A 14,181-nucleotide genomic window follows, 5' to 3' on the forward strand; every position below is an offset into this window, starting at 1 on the left:
TCCCCCTTGAGAGGATTATGCAAGTGCCAGCAGTTCCGGTTGCCGGATTTTGATCCACCGGAGGCCGTTGAGAATGAATTTGGCTTGCACCCAATGTCGGACTCGGTGGAAGCGTCGCACCCAGGCTGGCAGCGGGGCTAAGACTCCTCCGGTGCTTGCCAAGACGCCGAACTGTCGCTCGATGGCGCCACGCTCGCGATAGAGCTCGCGGCCGAACGGCGTGGCCAACAGTTCGATCGATCGCAGGCGGCTCGGGCTTTGGCGACGATGGCCGAGGCCGTTGCGACCGCGACTGGGCGTCTTCTTGGCGACGAGTTGAAACCCGGCTTGCGCCGCCGCATCGTAGAGCCCGTTCGCGTCGTACTGCGTATCTCCCAGCAGATAACCGCCGCCTGGCAGTGATTCGAACAACTGACGCGCGACGGTCTTCTCGCTCACGTTCATCGGAGCGAGCGACCACGTCGTAAACAACGGCCCTCCATTCCACACGGCGTGCAGCTTGTAACCTTTCTGCTTCCCCTTCGCGCCGCGACCCCAGGCGGCGTCCCGGTCCTGACTGATCGGACTGACCGCCAAGGCCTTGCCGTCGATGATGTGGATCCACTGCCGCCCTAAACCAATTAAGATCAGCAGTTGCTGCTCTACCGCCGTCAACAACTCCACGGCGTCCGCCTGCTTCAGTCGTCGACTGAGCGTGCTCTGCGGCGGCAGTGGATCGAGCCGCAGATCAGCCGGCCACTCCTCGGCACACGCCGCCCAACTCGTCGGCCGATCGTGCACCACCGCCCAGAAGTAAACCGCCACAATCTCCGCCGTCGAGTACTTCCAACTTCCCCAACGCTTGTCCAATCCGCGCGCTAATAGGTAAAGTGCCAGCCAGAGTTCGCGTTCCATAAAACTCTCCTTGTCAGGGGTTTGCTACCGACAAGGTGGAACGCGGACTCCTTCTTTTCAAGACGCTGCTAGCAGTTGCATAATCCTCCTTGAGGGGAGGGTTGGGGTGGGGGTAATGAGCCCTGGTACCAGCTGCCTTCACCCCTCCCTAGCCCTCCCCCTCAAGGGGAGGGAACCTCAAAATTCAGTAGGGAGTATTTCTACTAGCATTCACTGCCCACTGCCCACTGCCCACTGCCCACTCACTCCCCACAAATCGTCGCCACCACGCGCCGGCGTCCGCCATGGTTACGATGCTCGCAGAGGTAGATCCCCTGCCACGTGCCGAGTGCCAGCCGGCCTTCGCGAATCGGAATCGTCAGCGACGCCCCCAACAGCGACGCCTTCACATGCGCCGGCATGTCGTCGGGCCCTTCGCAGGTATGACGATACGGAAAGCTTTCGGGCGCGATCGCATTGAACGACGACTCGAGGTCGAGCGGTACGTCGGCGTCGGCGTTCTCGTTGATCGAGAGCGACGCGGAGGTATGCTGGATGAAGAGGTGCAAAAGCCCCACCTGCACCCCGCTCAATTGGGGGAGCTTCGCGGAAATGTCCCGCGTGATCAGATGAAACCCGCGCGACTTGGCGGGTAGCTCAATCAGCTCTTGGAACCAGGCCATAACGCCTCGCAATGTCAGCGAAATCGTCGCATTTTACCGCGTGAAATGCACGCGTTGCGGGAAGTCGCAACGCCTATTTCAGCTAGCAGCTTCGCCCAGGCGGCAAGGATTCGCGCAATGCAACTTTCAATTTGCGAATAGCCTTCAAGTCAAGGGGGAAAAAACTTGACTTGCTTCTCACGCTGGTAATAATCGCTTAATCCAAAATTCAAATCAGTCGGCAGCTTGGTGGCGGCGAATGGATCGCCTCCCCGTTGAAGCACCCACCTTAGTTTCCCACCTCTGCAACGCCGGCTGAGGATTCTTGCGAGCACTTACGCAGGCTTGGCGGCCTTCGCTCGCTGTGGCGCATTTCGATGCAAGGCAATATTGTTCGTTGAATAGCAAAGGTAGCAGGACCATGCCCGATCCCAAGTTGAAGAACGTTTTTGAAGCGATCCTCAAGTACGGTCACGATGAAGACTTCGCCCCGAAGATGGACGAAGAATTCAAGGCGACCCAAGCCCCGGCTGGTTCCCGTGAGAAGCTCGAAGTGTTGGCTGAGCGGATTCGCTCGGGCCAGCCACTCTGGCACGAAGAAGACCGTTCGGACTACACCGGTCTGACCGGCGCCGTTCGTCCCCGCGACTAGTCTCGCGTGTCCGAACAATTTAATTCAATCGAAGAGGCCGTCCCGGCACCGTCGGGACGGCCTCTTCGCGTTTCTAACCAATGCGCGAGTTCAGGAGCAACCGTCGTCGAACTGAACGCTTGAAGCGATGGATATGTCGTTCGGAAGTGTTGGACGGGATCGCAGGATGCTCGCGAGCGACAGGATGGTGGATTGATGGGAGCGCCTCGCCGCCAGAGGCGGGACAACTCGGCATTTCATCGTGTCGATCAGCGTGATCCGGCTCTCTTGTCCCTCTTTCTCGCAACGTTGTGCTTCTTAGACCGCGTTGAGCTTGGCGACGTATTCGCTGCTCCCAAGAACTAGGCGGAACGGGCCAGCGACGCCAACTCCCCGGCGGCGACCTCGATCTCCAAACCGGCGCCGTCGTGCGGCTCCAGTTCATCGCGCAAGACAAGCATATCACGCGGGGCGTCAATGCCGAGGCGAACCTTGTCGCCGGCGACGCGCACCACTGTGATCACGATCGAATCCCCCAACTTGATGCGTTGCGATTGCTTTCTCGATAAAACCAGCATTTGGTTGACCTCCATGTTTCCCGCGGCGGGGCTTATGAACTTATGTACAGTATATCGAGCCGAGCGGAGTCCGCAACTCTGTCCGGCAAATAATTCAGCACAACAGCCGCTAGCAGGGCATGGCGCCACTAGCCGGCCGGTCTCACGCTTCGATCATCGGAGCTTCTAGCAATCGCGTGCGCTGCATCCGTCGGCCGCATGAACCGTAAAACAAGATCGTGTTCTGCTCGGTTTCCCAAATCGCGGTGAGGCGGACGGCCCGAGGGCCATGGAGGCAATAATAAATGCCGCACGGTTTGCCGGAGCGATTGAGAATTTGCTGGGTGAGCGGGAAGCGATCGGGTTCTAAGGTTTCCAGGCGACTCAGGGTGTGGGCGACGTATTGATGGACCAGTTCCAGCGTCGGTAGACGCTCGGCGTTTTCCACCATCGACGGACGAACCTCATAGGGACTTCGTTGATGTCAACTCAGCGTGAGGCGACCAGACGCTCGGGAGGGCGATCCGCGCCAAGCTCGCTCTTGTAGCGAGCTTTCTTCCGAGCGTCGCGGTCAATCGTCTATCCGACTGCCACGGCGCCGCAGTCACCTGTGTTAAGCTAGGTGACTTGCGACAACCTAGATATCGGCGGCGAGTTGCTGCTAGCTGCAGGTCGGCCGTTAAGATTTGACGAACAGCGAAGGCTGCACGTCGTCGTCGCGCGACGCGATCGCGCAGTTAGCGCGAAGCGTTAGAGGCGCTGCGATGGGAATCTGAAAGAAGAGATTTAACCTTGGTTTGGCTCAAGGTTGGTGGGCGTATGCGGGATGCGCCTCGAACGTGACTTCAAAGTACTTGGCGCTGCGAAATAGTCGGACCGCAGTGACAATGTGGTGAGCTACCAGCCGGAGCGATTAGAATTTTGCCATGCTGATCTTAGCTGAATACGCAATCGGGCGAGATTTAACTTTCACGATCGGCGGCCAGCAATTTGGATTCATGGACGCCAACCAGACGTTCGGCGGCGATGTAACGCTGCTTTTTCTCGGACCGATTGGCGGCTACTACTCCGTTCCTTGTTCGGCGATGCAAGGGACGGTGGGGGCATCGCTTATTGCTTGTGCATTAGTTATAGGCCTTTGCTTGCTCTCGTTGCGCCGCAGGGTGGATCGTCGCAGTCTGCCCGCCTAGGTCGTCCATGCCTTGGCGTATCTTAGCTACTTCTTTCACAACCTTGCGGCGGAGATCTAGATGAAAGTCTTTTCCAGCCGCGTTGCTCAACTGTTATTGCTCGTCGTTGTGGTGACGCTCGCGTCGCCTCTAGCATTTTGCCTATGGTTTCGCGTTGGCAGCGCCAACGAGTGGCAGATCTATCAGGCCATGGACGAAGAGTGCCATCCAATCTGGAAGGACCTCTACTACGGACGTATTCGCGCTGGTGATGACGTCGATTCTGTGATCGCAATTGCGCCGCCGAGCGTGCAACGAGGGAAAGGGCAATCCGGAACGCTGTCCTATTACCAGAACTATAAGCCGGGCGACCTGCACTTTACTTCAGTGACTCTGAAGTTTCGCGATGGCAAGCTTGTCGACGCTTACGCAGGTAGCTGCACCTGGGTCCGACAATTCTCGACGTCACCGGGCAAGACGACGAAAATTTCGGCATGTTCGCCTACAAGAAGCTCCCGCAAGGGGGAGCCGTTTCTACCGACTAGCGCCTGGCGACTTTTCCCTGCTCGCTTGGCCGCAAACTAATGATCGTGCACTTCGACGTTGGGCAATTGCTCAGCGGCTCGACGCTCCCCACCGGAATGAGCACGTTCGCCTCGGGGTAGTACATCGCTGCGCAGCGTTTGGGGATCGGGAACTCGACGGCGACGAATCCGCACGCGGTCCGCGTTTGGCCATTCCAATGGCTGGTGACGTCGACCAGTTGATGCGGGGCGATCCCTTGCTCGTCGAGATCGGCTCGGTTGAGCATCACCACCCGCCGTTCGTTGTGGAGGCCGCGGTAGCGGTCGTGCAGGCCGTAGATCGTCGTGTTGTATTGGTCATGGCTGCGGACCGTGGTCATCGCGAACTGGTCGGGCCCGAGTTGGTGGACGGGGATCGGGTTGACGGTGAAGTTCGCTTTGCCGGTGTCGGTGTGGTAAACGTTCTCGCGCGGCGGGTTCGGCAAGTAAAAGCCGCCGGGATGGCGAACGCGGGCGTTGTAGTCGTGGCAGCCGGGGATCACCTTCGCGATCCCGTCGCGGACGTGATCGTAATTTTCCGCCCAGGTGGGCCAATCGACCGTCGCCCGGTCGCCGAGCACCGCCGCCGCCATGCGGCAGACGATCGCTGTCTCGCCCATCAGTTGCGGCGACGCCGGCGCGAACCGGCCGCGCGACCACTGGATGACGCCCATCGAGTTCTCGCACGAGACGAACTGCTCGATCGCGGGGCGGTTCGGCGTCGCCGGCGTGACGTCGGCTTCGGTGCGACCGAGGCAGGGGAGAATGAGTGACTGCGCGCCGGTCACGAGGTCGGAGCGATTGAGCTTCGTCCCGATCCGCACGGTGAGCCGCGTCCGCGACAGTGCTTCGGCAGCGTAGGCGGTATCGGGAAGCGCGAGCAAAAAGTTGCCGCCGAGCGAGATGAAGACTTTTACCCGACCTTCGTGCATCGCGACGATCGACTTCTGCGAATCGAGGCCATGCTCGCGCGGCGGGTTGAAATCGAACGCCCCCTGCAGCGCGTCGAGCAGTTCGGGCTGCGGCCGTTCCCAGACGCCCATCGTGCGGTCGCCCTGCACGTTCGAGTGGCCGCGAACGCAGCACGCCCCGGCACCCGGCTTGGCCATGGCGCCGCGGAGGAGTAGCAGGTTGAGGAGTTCCTGAATGTTGCCGGGCCCGTTGTGCTGTTGGGTGATGCCGACGCACCAGCTGCAAATGATCTCGCCCGTTTCGCGAGCCCACGCGGCGGCCGTTTCGATCTGCTCGCGTTCAATGCCCGACGCCCGCACGATTTCATCCCAACTCGCGGCCCGCACGTCGGCCAGCAGATCGTCGACGCCGGCGGTATTCGCGTTGACGTAGTCCCAATCGATGCCGGCGCCACGCTCGGCGTCGTCGGCCGCGACGATCGCCTTGAGAATTCCCTTGAACAGCGGCACGTCGCCGTTGATGCGTACCTGCAGAAAGAGGTCGGCAATCGGCGTCGCGTGGCCGAGCAGCCCTGCCACTTCCTGCGGCTGCATGAAGGAAATGAGGCCCGTCTCCGGCAGCGGATTGACCGCGATAATCTTGGCGCCGTTCCGCTTGGCTTCTTGCAGCACCGAGAGCATCCGCGGGTGGTTCGTCCCCGGATTGTGGCCCACGTTGAAGATCAGCTTCGCCTGGGAGATGTCTTCGAGCTTCACCGTTCCCTTGCCGAAACCAAGCACGTGGTTGAGCGCGGTGCCGCTCGCTTCGTGGCACATGTTCGAGCAATCGGGCAGGTTGTTCGTGCCGAACTGCCGCACAAACAGCTGATAGGCAAAGGCAGCCTCGTTCGTTGCTTTGCCGGAGGTGTAGAACGACGCCTCGTTTGGCGAGGCGAGGGCGTTGAGCTCGACGGCAATCAGCGCGAAGGCGTCGGCCCACGAGATCGACTGGTAATGCGTCGCGCCGGTTCGCAACACCATCGGCTCGGTGAGCCGGCCCTGCTGCTCAAGCCAGTAGTCCGATTGTTGCGAAAGCTCGGCGACCGAATGCTTGGCGAAGAAGTCTGCTGTCACGCGGCGGCGGTCGGATTCGTGGGCGACGGCCTTGGCGCCATTCTCGCAGAAGTCGAAGTGGGAGCGTTTGCCGTCGGGATCGGGCCACGCACAGCCGGGGCAATCGAATCCATCTTTCTGGTTTACTTGCAGCAGCGGCAGCACGCCGCGCACGACGCCCGCTTCGCCCAAGGCGTAGTGGAACGACGACAGCACGGCGCCGATGCCGGTTGCCTTTCTCTCTGGATCGCGCTGCCGTAGGCCAGCGAGTTGCGTTGGAGCGAGCGGATCCACGGCGCCATGCGGGGTATCGAGCGTGCCGGCTTCGACGCAAGGGAGCGGGCGTTGTTCCGTCGCCGTGTGCGGGGCGTGGTGCCGTGGATGGTAATTGGCGAACTCGCCGTTGTGGGAGCCTTCGCGAACTGGTTCGATTGACTGGCTCATGGCTCCATCCTCGATTGTTTCAGTGATCGTCAGCTTGGCGCAGCGTTACTCAGGATGACGCTACGCTCAACTGGTGATTGCTCGGTCGCCGCGTGGATCCGCTCAACGCCCGTGTACACATTAAACCGATCGCCGCGGACAAAGCCGACAATCGTCATCCCATGCCGAACGGCAAGCTCCACCGCCAGGCTCGACGGGGCGCCGATCGCTGCGAGGATCGGAATCCCCGCGACGGCCGCCTTCTGCACAAGTTCAAAGCTCACGCGGCCGCTCACCAGCAAGATGCTCTGCGTAAGCGGCGTCCGCTCGGCGAGGAACTCGTGGCCGATCAGCTTGTCGAGCGCGTTGTGCCGGCCGACGTCTTCGCGCACGACGAGCAACTCGCCCTCGGCGTCGAAGAGCGCCGAGGCATGCAGCCCGCCTGTCTGTTCAAACACTTCCTGCACTGCGCGCAACTTCGCCGGCAGGCTACGAATGATTGCGGCGTCAACTACAGGCTCTTCCGGTAGGCATCGCTCGCGCGGTTGCACCTGCACCGCCTCCAGCGACGCCTTGCCGCACACGCCGCAGCTCGAAGAGGTGTAGAAGTGACGCTCCAGCCGCGCCAAATCAACGGCGACGCCGGGCCGCAGCTTCACGCACGCTACGTTGCCGGCGCCGCAACTGGTGACGCCGACGATTTGTTCCGGGCTCGTGATGATCCCTTCGGTGAAGAGGAAGCCGACGGCGAGTTCCACGTCGTGCCCCGGCGTTCGCATCGTGATCGACACGGCTTGCCGCACGCGATGGCCGCGCTCGCCATGCGCGAGGCGGATCTCCAACGGCTCCTCGACCGCCAGCAGATCATGCTCGGCGATCATTTCGCCGCCGCGAAGTCGCCAGGTTTCGACCGACGCGCAGGCGCGGTTTGTAGAATCAACGCGTTCGCCATCGACGGCCATTCTCGCTCCCCAGCGCGCCCACAGAGTCTGCAACTAGCGTCGGCATCATACCGTAAGTTGCAGAGCGATCGCAAAGGATCGCGCGCATCGCGACGGTCACAGCGGGCCGCGCTATTCGCCAGATGGCTAATGCACAGTGGTTGGCCGCACCACTTGAGAAGTAAGCAAGCGCTATCAGCCCAACCTATTCACTCGCCAGGAAAGATCCCGGCGCCAAAACCGGGGGCCGGCGGCTCGCGGTAGGCGTTGCGTGCAGCGCTCGGCGTCGTGGGCGTCGTCGGCGGAGCAGTGCGCTCACGAACCGGGCCACCGGCTTGCGGGCGGTTGTTGCCGAGGTGCGAGTGACGTCGTTGGTGGGCCTGGTCGACCCGCGTTTCGCCTGGGGCTCCTTGTTGCGGACGCTGTTTGAAGTCGCCGTAGTCCATGTCGAAGTCGTCGTACCGCGAGATATAGTCGGGCAGCTTCGCCCGTTCGATCTCTTGGAAATATTCTTCGACGACGACCTCTTGAATCATCTCACGGCAGGCGGAGTTGATCGGGTGGGCGATGTCGGCGTAGAGCTTCGCGCGGCCGTCGGAGTCGAGCGGCATCCGCTCGTTCGAGAGCTGGCTGCCGCATTGGTTGCAGAACGGGGCGCGAAGATGATTCTTCATGCCGCACCGTGGGCAGTGCGCGGTGAGCTTGCGGCTTGGCATCGCGACGAAGGGGCCGCTCGTCCCTTCGATGATCTTCAAGTCGCGGACGACAAAGCAGTTGTCGAACGTAATCGAGCAGAACGCCTTCAAACGCTCGCCGGGTTCTTCCATGAGCTTGATGCGGACCTCGGTGATTTCCACGGCAGTTCTCCTTGCGAGGTAGTCCTTAGCGGCACGTCGCGGTCGTGAAGACAGTCCCTAGGTTGGCGGCCGTCAGCATAGCGGCAGCTTGTCGGGCGTGACGAGCTGAACGCATGATGCCGAAGTAGGCTGAACCGCTTCCGGTTAATTGGTGGGCGTAGCACCCCAGCGCAGCAAAGGCGATGCCGAGGCGTTCAATTGCGGGGCAAAGTTGGCGGGCGGGAGCTTGCAAACTATTGCCGATTCGTTGCATCGCCGCCCGCAGCGAACCGCGGCGAAGCAGGTCGATCAGTTCTGCGAGCCGACCAGCGACGGGCGTCGCAGGCGCTCCTTCCCACGCAGGGGCAGCGAGCTTGCGGAAGCAGTCCGCTGTCGACACGCCGTCGCGCGGCGCGACGACGACGACATTGAGGCGGGGGAAATCGTCGATTGGTTCGACTCGCTCTCCCCTGCCCCGGCAGATTGCGGTTTGGCCAGCGAGGAAGAACGGCACGTCGCTGCCCAATTGGGCGGCAAGTTCGCTCAGTTTCGCCGTGGGGTAGTCGATGCCCCAGGCACGGTTGGCGAGCATCAAGGCGGAGGCGGCGTCGCTGCTCCCCCCGCCGAGCCCAGCCTGAATAGGTATTCGCTTGGTGAGCGTGAACGTCCCGTGCGGCTCGAACCCGGCAGTCCGGGCTAGGAGTTCGGCGGCTCGCCAAGCGAGGTTGTGTTCGTTGGCGGGTGCGAGGCGGATCAGCTCGGCCGCGGAGGTCGGGTGGTACGCGAGCGAGAATTCGGCGGAGCCATGGTCGTCGCGAGGGGACCAGCTGAGCCTGTCAAAGAGGCGGATTGGCGCCAACAAGGTTTCCAGCTCGTGGAACCCGTCTGTACGGCGTCCGAGGACTTCGAGATAGAGGTTCAGCTTAGCTGGCGCGAGCGCCTCCCAAGCGTCACTCTTCCTCCGAACATACATGTTCGCAGCCCCATTCCCTGAGGGCATGGCGCCAAGGACTGCGACCGGCGACCCGAGCCAAGTCGTCCCTTGGCGTGCGTTCCGTGCATCTCTGGCTTGCGGCCAGCGGTATCCACCTGCACGGGCTTTACACTGTTGTCATATCGACGATCTACCCGGCAAGACGCCAGCAGGAAGCGCTGTTTGTGGGCAGGTTCTTCGACATTCTGAGACGTAAACCGAAGTGCCAGGGCATTTTAGCGCTTTTCCTGAATCGAGTCAATTCAGACTGGACAGGCGCCTGAATCAGCCCGACGGAACGCCCCGATTGGGGGAGAGGCCCCAGGAATGGATTCATTCTGTCCGTCTGAAGCTGTTGGCGGTTACGGGGTCGGGGGCCTTTTGCCACTGGTGACTTTCCATTCCGGGCGATCCCGAGAGTGGCAAAAGGCCCCCGACCCCATCAAAGCAACGGCGCCGCGATTTGGCGGAGCTCTGCTTGGATGGCTGCGACGTCACGATCGGCGGCAATCACATGCACGGTCGGCCCCATCGCCGCCGCTTCGGCGAGGAACCCCGCCCGCAAGCGCTCGCGGTATTCGGCCCCGCGATTTTCGACGCGATCGAGCTCTCGGCCCATTCGGCTGAGCGCGACGACTGGATCGAGATCGAGCAAGAAGGTGCAGATTGGAGCGACGCCATCGGTCGCCACGGCGCCAACTTGCCGGATCGAATCGATCGCCAATCCGCCGGCATGTCCCTGGTAGACGATGTTGGCGAGCAGGTAGCGATCGGAAACGACGGTCCGGCCAGCTGCCAGCGCGGGCACGATCACTTCGTCGACCAGTTGCGCCCGCGCGGCCATGTAGAGCAGCATCTCGCTGCGCGGGGCGATTGGCGTCGAGTCGTCGCTTGCCAGGAGGATCTCGCGGATCCGCTCCCCGACTGCGGTGCTGCCGGGGTCGCGGCAGACAATGGGTTCGTGGCCCTGCTCGGCGAGCCACTCGCAGAAGAGCTTTAGCTGAGTGCTCTTGCCGCCGCCGTCGATGCCGTCGAATGAGAAGAATGGCGGCATGGCGTGGGTGCGGGGCGGCGGGGCAGGAAATCAGCTCACCGCTGTTTTACCCGAGCGCCGGCGCCAGTCCCAGGCCTCGCCGGCAGTTGATTGTCGTCGCGCGCGTAGATCTTGCAGACATTCTCGGCCCGCGCCGCGACTTGTTTGCGAAGCTTCGCCGGCCGGAGGACCACGGCATGCTCGCCGTAGCCCAGAATCCACCAAATGATTTCGCTGAATCCTGAGACCCGGGCATGGAAGTCGAGCGATCCGTCGGCGCGCCATTCAAGCCGTTGCGTCTTGTGCCATTTGACCTCGCTGACGTTCGTCGCCACGATCTTCGCGAACCGAATCGTTACCTGCTCGTCGGGAGCGAGGTCGCGCATGATGTTCCAGGCGTTGCCGAGATACCGTGCGAGGCTAAACCCGCGCGGTCGTGAATACTTCTGATCGAGCAGTTCGATGTTCAAAATGCGGCTGACGTTGAACGTCCGCGGCCCTGAATGCAACGAACTCCGCCCGATCACGTACCAGGCGTGACGATCGAAAAACAACTGGTACGGGCGGAGCTTCGTTTCGATCACCTCCCACTCGGTGAGGCTCTGGTAGCGAATCTGCGCTACCTGCCGCTCAGCGAGCGACTCAACCAATCGAGCATAGACCGCCTCGCTCCCCTTCAATTGATCGAGCGCATTCAAACGAATGCTGATGTACCGTCCTAGCTGCTGCACCTCCTTGCGCAAGTCGGCAGCGAGAGTCCCCTGGATCTTTAGCGCGGCAGATCGTGCTGCACCAAAGAACGGCGCTTCCGTGCCAGCTCCCAAATCGCTCGTGAGCGCCACAATCGATAACGCCTCGTCAAAGCTGAAATTCGTCGGCCGCAGAAAGTATTCAGCCTCGATCGAGTAGCGGCCGCTGGTCTTGTCGAAATGCAGCGGCACGCCAGCTTCACGCAGCGTTTCAAGATCGCGAAAGGCGGTGCGTCGGCTCATGCCGCACGCCTTCGCCAAGGCGTCAGCGTTCTCCCCCTGACCAGCCTGCAAGGTTTGCAGCAGCTGCAGCAGGCGCGTAATTCGCTTGAGGTTCATAGGCGGCAGACGCGTCCGCGTCGCCAGGAGCTGCAGCCGCAGGGAGCGGTTGCGGAGCGCCAAACGGATTCGGGACGGCGGCAGGTGGAGCAGCGACGGGATTCGAAACGACGTTCGAGGACGCAAATGGATTCGACGGAGTCGAAACTGTCGACGCGCCTGCGACAACTGCCCCTGCCGCGGGAGCTGTCGTGGGAAGAGCGGTGAGCGTCGACGGCTTCATCGTACTCGCTGCGGCGGCGGTTTCCAGATAGGAGACCGGCTCCATTGGATTTTCCGACATGTCCGCATCGCTGACCGACGCCTGCGGGCCCAACGCTTCCGCCGGCGGAGCCAGCGGCTCTGGCACGATCGTCGGAACCGGGCCTTCGTACGCGGCGCCCTTGGCCGTGCCCGGGGCCTGATTGTAGACGCCGCGGCTCATCACGTTTGGCCGGGTGAACCCGTAGTCGATCGCCATCGCCGCGTCGCGACGACGAGCCCGACGGGTCGCGTCGAAGTAAGCCTTGCCCGGCCACGGGCCTTCTTGCAAGAAGATGCCGTTGTACTCGAGCAGCGAACCCTTGCGATAGTGAACTCGCATGATCGCTCGGTTGTAGTCGACCAGCGACCGGTAGTAGGCGGTCTGGGCGTCGGCCCGACGTTGTTGAGCTTGCAGCAGCAGGTCGAGCGTGACGCGGCCGACTTCGTGAACCGCGGCGACCGCGTTCACTTCGTCTTCTTCGGAGTTCCAACGATTGAAGTTGGTTTGTGTGACGCCATAGTTCAGATCGAGATCGCGGACCGCGTCGCTGAGCTGATGCGATACGGAGAGTTCCAAGTCTTGGAGCACGGCCCGTTCGCGAGCGAGCAGCAATTGCGAGTGCCGGACCGTCGTGTTGCCGAGGCGGAAGCCGAGCGGCATCGTGAACTGCAGGCCCGCCTCCCATTCCTGGAAGTCGCCGCTAGTGAGGGATTCGACGGCATTCGAGCCATCAAGGAACGGCGGAATGCCGTTGCGCGGCACGTTAACTAAATCATCGCCGGCGCCGAGCCAGCGGTACCGGCCGACGAGGTCGAGACGCGGCAGCAACTGATTCTTGGCCGCGATCAGTTCGAGTTCGCGCCGCTTGATCGTCCACTTTTGCCGACGAACTTCCTCGCGACGGACGAGCGATTCGGTGTGAATGGTCGCCCAGTCGAACTTCACCGGCGCCACGGTCGGCTCGTCGCTGGGGCGAATCAACCGGCCGTCGGTGGCGGCCAGGCCCATCAGGTAGCGGAGGCGTGATTCGACGCGGAACAAATTCGTCTGAGCCGTTTCGACCTGCGTCTTGAACAGGAAGAACTGAGCCCGCGATTGAGCTTCAGTGTTCGCTTCGCCCCCTTCGCCGCTGACGCGGAACTTGGCCATCACGCGACGCCAGGTTTCCAGGGCGCTGGCCTGGCCGGTGCGGCGAGCTTCAAGTTCGCGATAGCAGTAGTAGAGTTCCCAGTAAGCGTCCTCGACGTCGCGCACTTCGTCGCGAACGGCGGCCTCGAAATCGGTGAGCGTGACGTCGGTGCGGATCTTGGCGATCAACACGCCGTCGATCTGATCCGCGAAGTTGCCGTTCGCTTCCGAGAAGCTGCGCGGACCGGCGATGCGGTTGTATTCGACGCCGGCGCCTTGCAACAACGGCTGCGACACGCCCATTTCGACGTTGGCGAACCAGTCGCTCGCCTGAGTGCGGCTGCCGTTGTTGTTTTGGTCGTAGTTGATGTTGTTGCGAACGTCGAACGTGGCGCCGGTGGCGGAGTTCTTGGTGATGCCAGTCGAATAACGGCCGGTATCCTGACGGAACAACGGATTAAAGAAGTCGGGCGCCGCGGCGAGACCGAAGTTCTGCGGACGATCGTTCTTTTGCCACGTAAGGCTCGAGTCGAGCTGGGCGTCGAATTCCGACAGCGCCGCTTCGACGCCGCGGCCACTGAACTGGCTCCCGGTGTTGCCGCCGTAGCCGCTCTCGGTCAGAGCCGGATCGTAAGTCGTGATGGCGTTGCCGCCGCCGGCCGTCAACGCTTCGGGAGCGGTCGTCGAGATATTCTGGCCGCCGTCGTTGATACGGCCGCCCAGACTGCGGACGACGGTGTTGTTCTCAAGCGTGAGCCGGACGATCTCTTCAAGGCTGAGATCCCACATCTTGAAGTTGTCGGCGTTCGCGAGCGTTAGCGGGGCTTGTGCGGAGGAGACGTCGTTGATCGGAGTGGTATGAACATCGGGGTATTCGATGTTCGTCGCGACGTCCATGTAGTGAGAGAGATCGCCATCTTCCTTGAAGTAGAAGGGCTGAATCGGCGTGCAACCGCTGCAGAGCGTGAGCCCGCACAGCAGCAGCGAGGTTGCCGTTCGTAGTTGCCGATTCATCATGCGCGATCTTTCCGCCCGTTTCGCACCCCCCAGTGCGTCG

The 14,181-nt window shown here is 61.9% G+C and carries 14 protein-coding genes; 3 read left to right on the plus strand and 11 right to left on the minus strand.

Going from position 1 to position 14,181, the window contains the following annotated elements; all coding sequences use genetic code 11:
- Positions 1–15: 15 nt before the first annotated feature.
- Both ACQY7R_RS25460 and ACQY7R_RS25465 read right to left on the minus strand, forming a co-directional pair.
- The gene (locus ACQY7R_RS25460) at positions 16–894 is read right to left on the minus strand and encodes a transposase (protein ID WP_428303583.1); all 879 of its coding nucleotides are present in this window, start codon (positions 892–894) and stop codon (positions 16–18) included.
- Positions 895–1,136: 242 nt separating this feature from the next.
- Positions 1,137–1,556: a secondary thiamine-phosphate synthase enzyme YjbQ gene (locus ACQY7R_RS25465; RefSeq protein ID WP_428308358.1), complete on the minus strand. Its 420-nt coding sequence runs from the start codon at positions 1,554–1,556 to the stop codon at positions 1,137–1,139.
- 400 nt (positions 1,557–1,956) lie between these two features.
- On the opposite strand from ACQY7R_RS25465, the gene ACQY7R_RS25470 reads away from it, so the two are divergent.
- A complete protein-coding gene (locus ACQY7R_RS25470) occupies positions 1,957–2,187 on the plus strand; it encodes a hypothetical protein (RefSeq protein ID WP_152097580.1) in 231 nt (76 codons plus the stop codon).
- Between the two features lie 341 nt (positions 2,188–2,528).
- Here ACQY7R_RS25470 and ACQY7R_RS25475 read toward each other — a convergent pair whose 3' ends face one another.
- Both ACQY7R_RS25475 and ACQY7R_RS25480 read right to left on the minus strand, forming a co-directional pair.
- The gene (locus ACQY7R_RS25475; protein ID WP_152097581.1) at positions 2,529–2,744 is read right to left on the minus strand and encodes a carbon storage regulator; all 216 of its coding nucleotides are present in this window, start codon (positions 2,742–2,744) and stop codon (positions 2,529–2,531) included.
- A 142-nt stretch (positions 2,745–2,886) separates the two neighbouring features.
- Positions 2,887–3,174, minus strand: coding sequence for a hypothetical protein (locus ACQY7R_RS25480; RefSeq protein ID WP_152097582.1), 288 nt, complete (start codon positions 3,172–3,174; stop codon positions 2,887–2,889).
- 475 nt (positions 3,175–3,649) lie between these two features.
- On the opposite strand from ACQY7R_RS25480, the gene ACQY7R_RS25485 reads away from it, so the two are divergent.
- Complete coding sequence (locus ACQY7R_RS25485) at positions 3,650–3,913, plus strand: hypothetical protein (RefSeq protein WP_428308359.1); 264 nt, start codon at positions 3,650–3,652, stop codon at positions 3,911–3,913.
- Between the two features lie 60 nt (positions 3,914–3,973).
- The gene (locus tag ACQY7R_RS25490; RefSeq protein WP_428308360.1) at positions 3,974–4,477 is read left to right on the plus strand and encodes a hypothetical protein; all 504 of its coding nucleotides are present in this window, start codon (positions 3,974–3,976) and stop codon (positions 4,475–4,477) included.
- Here ACQY7R_RS25490 and ACQY7R_RS25495 read toward each other — a convergent pair.
- From ACQY7R_RS25495 to ACQY7R_RS25525, 7 genes are all read right to left on the minus strand, one after another.
- Positions 4,434–6,902 carry an FdhF/YdeP family oxidoreductase gene (locus ACQY7R_RS25495; protein WP_428308361.1) on the minus strand — a complete coding sequence of 823 codons (2,469 nt, stop codon included), beginning with the start codon at positions 6,900–6,902 and terminating at the stop codon, positions 4,434–4,436. The genes ACQY7R_RS25490 and ACQY7R_RS25495 overlap by 44 nt on opposite strands.
- Positions 6,903–6,931: 29 nt before the next feature.
- Positions 6,932–7,843: a formate dehydrogenase accessory sulfurtransferase FdhD gene (gene fdhD / locus ACQY7R_RS25500; protein ID WP_428308362.1), complete on the minus strand. Its 912-nt coding sequence runs from the start codon at positions 7,841–7,843 to the stop codon at positions 6,932–6,934.
- A gap of 188 nt (positions 7,844–8,031) precedes the next feature.
- Positions 8,032–8,679, minus strand: coding sequence for a SpoVG family protein (locus ACQY7R_RS25505; protein WP_428308363.1), 648 nt, complete (start codon positions 8,677–8,679; stop codon positions 8,032–8,034).
- Between the two features lie 25 nt (positions 8,680–8,704).
- Positions 8,705–9,631, minus strand: coding sequence for a 4-(cytidine 5'-diphospho)-2-C-methyl-D-erythritol kinase (locus tag ACQY7R_RS25510; RefSeq protein ID WP_428308364.1), 927 nt, complete (start codon positions 9,629–9,631; stop codon positions 8,705–8,707).
- 442 nt (positions 9,632–10,073) lie between these two features.
- Positions 10,074–10,685: a dTMP kinase gene (gene tmk / locus ACQY7R_RS25515; protein ID WP_428308365.1), complete on the minus strand. Its 612-nt coding sequence runs from the start codon at positions 10,683–10,685 to the stop codon at positions 10,074–10,076.
- A gap of 35 nt (positions 10,686–10,720) precedes the next feature.
- The gene (locus tag ACQY7R_RS25520) at positions 10,721–11,752 is read right to left on the minus strand and encodes a helix-turn-helix transcriptional regulator (RefSeq protein ID WP_428308366.1); all 1,032 of its coding nucleotides are present in this window, start codon (positions 11,750–11,752) and stop codon (positions 10,721–10,723) included.
- Entirely contained in the window at positions 11,679–14,141 is a 2,463-nt protein-coding gene (locus tag ACQY7R_RS25525; RefSeq protein ID WP_428308367.1) for a TolC family protein, read from the minus strand. Before ACQY7R_RS25525 ends, ACQY7R_RS25520 begins: the two co-directional genes overlap by 74 nt.
- Positions 14,142–14,181: the final 40 nt, after the last annotated feature.

The sequence above is a fragment of the Lacipirellula sp. genome (assembly GCF_965279485.1).
In the GTDB taxonomy this organism is placed as follows: domain Bacteria; phylum Planctomycetota; class Planctomycetia; order Pirellulales; family Lacipirellulaceae; genus Lacipirellula.

What these genes read in the sequence shown, in the direction of transcription:
- fdhD (WP_428308362.1), bottom strand. Translation starts at nt 7,843, where the DNA reads ATGGCCGTCGATGGCGAACGCGTTGATTCTACAAACCGCGCCTGCGCG.
- ACQY7R_RS25525 (WP_428308367.1), bottom strand. Translation starts at nt 14,141, where the DNA reads ATGATGAATCGGCAACTACGAACGGCAACCTCGCTGCTGCTGTGCGGG.
- ACQY7R_RS25510 (WP_428308364.1), bottom strand. Translation starts at nt 9,631, where the DNA reads ATGTATGTTCGGAGGAAGAGTGACGCTTGGGAGGCGCTCGCGCCAGCT.
- ACQY7R_RS25470 (WP_152097580.1), top strand. Translation starts at nt 1,957, where the DNA reads ATGCCCGATCCCAAGTTGAAGAACGTTTTTGAAGCGATCCTCAAGTAC.
- ACQY7R_RS25465 (WP_428308358.1), bottom strand. Translation starts at nt 1,556, where the DNA reads ATGGCCTGGTTCCAAGAGCTGATTGAGCTACCCGCCAAGTCGCGCGGG.
- tmk (WP_428308365.1), bottom strand. Translation starts at nt 10,685, where the DNA reads ATGCCGCCATTCTTCTCATTCGACGGCATCGACGGCGGCGGCAAGAGC.
- ACQY7R_RS25520 (WP_428308366.1), bottom strand. Translation starts at nt 11,752, where the DNA reads ATGAACCTCAAGCGAATTACGCGCCTGCTGCAGCTGCTGCAAACCTTG.
- ACQY7R_RS25485 (WP_428308359.1), top strand. Translation starts at nt 3,650, where the DNA reads ATGCTGATCTTAGCTGAATACGCAATCGGGCGAGATTTAACTTTCACG.
- ACQY7R_RS25495 (WP_428308361.1), bottom strand. Translation starts at nt 6,902, where the DNA reads ATGAGCCAGTCAATCGAACCAGTTCGCGAAGGCTCCCACAACGGCGAG.
- ACQY7R_RS25475 (WP_152097581.1), bottom strand. Translation starts at nt 2,744, where the DNA reads ATGCTGGTTTTATCGAGAAAGCAATCGCAACGCATCAAGTTGGGGGAT.
- ACQY7R_RS25490 (WP_428308360.1), top strand. Translation starts at nt 3,974, where the DNA reads ATGAAAGTCTTTTCCAGCCGCGTTGCTCAACTGTTATTGCTCGTCGTT.
- ACQY7R_RS25480 (WP_152097582.1), bottom strand. Translation starts at nt 3,174, where the DNA reads ATGGTGGAAAACGCCGAGCGTCTACCGACGCTGGAACTGGTCCATCAA.
- ACQY7R_RS25460 (WP_428303583.1), bottom strand. Translation starts at nt 894, where the DNA reads ATGGAACGCGAACTCTGGCTGGCACTTTACCTATTAGCGCGCGGATTG.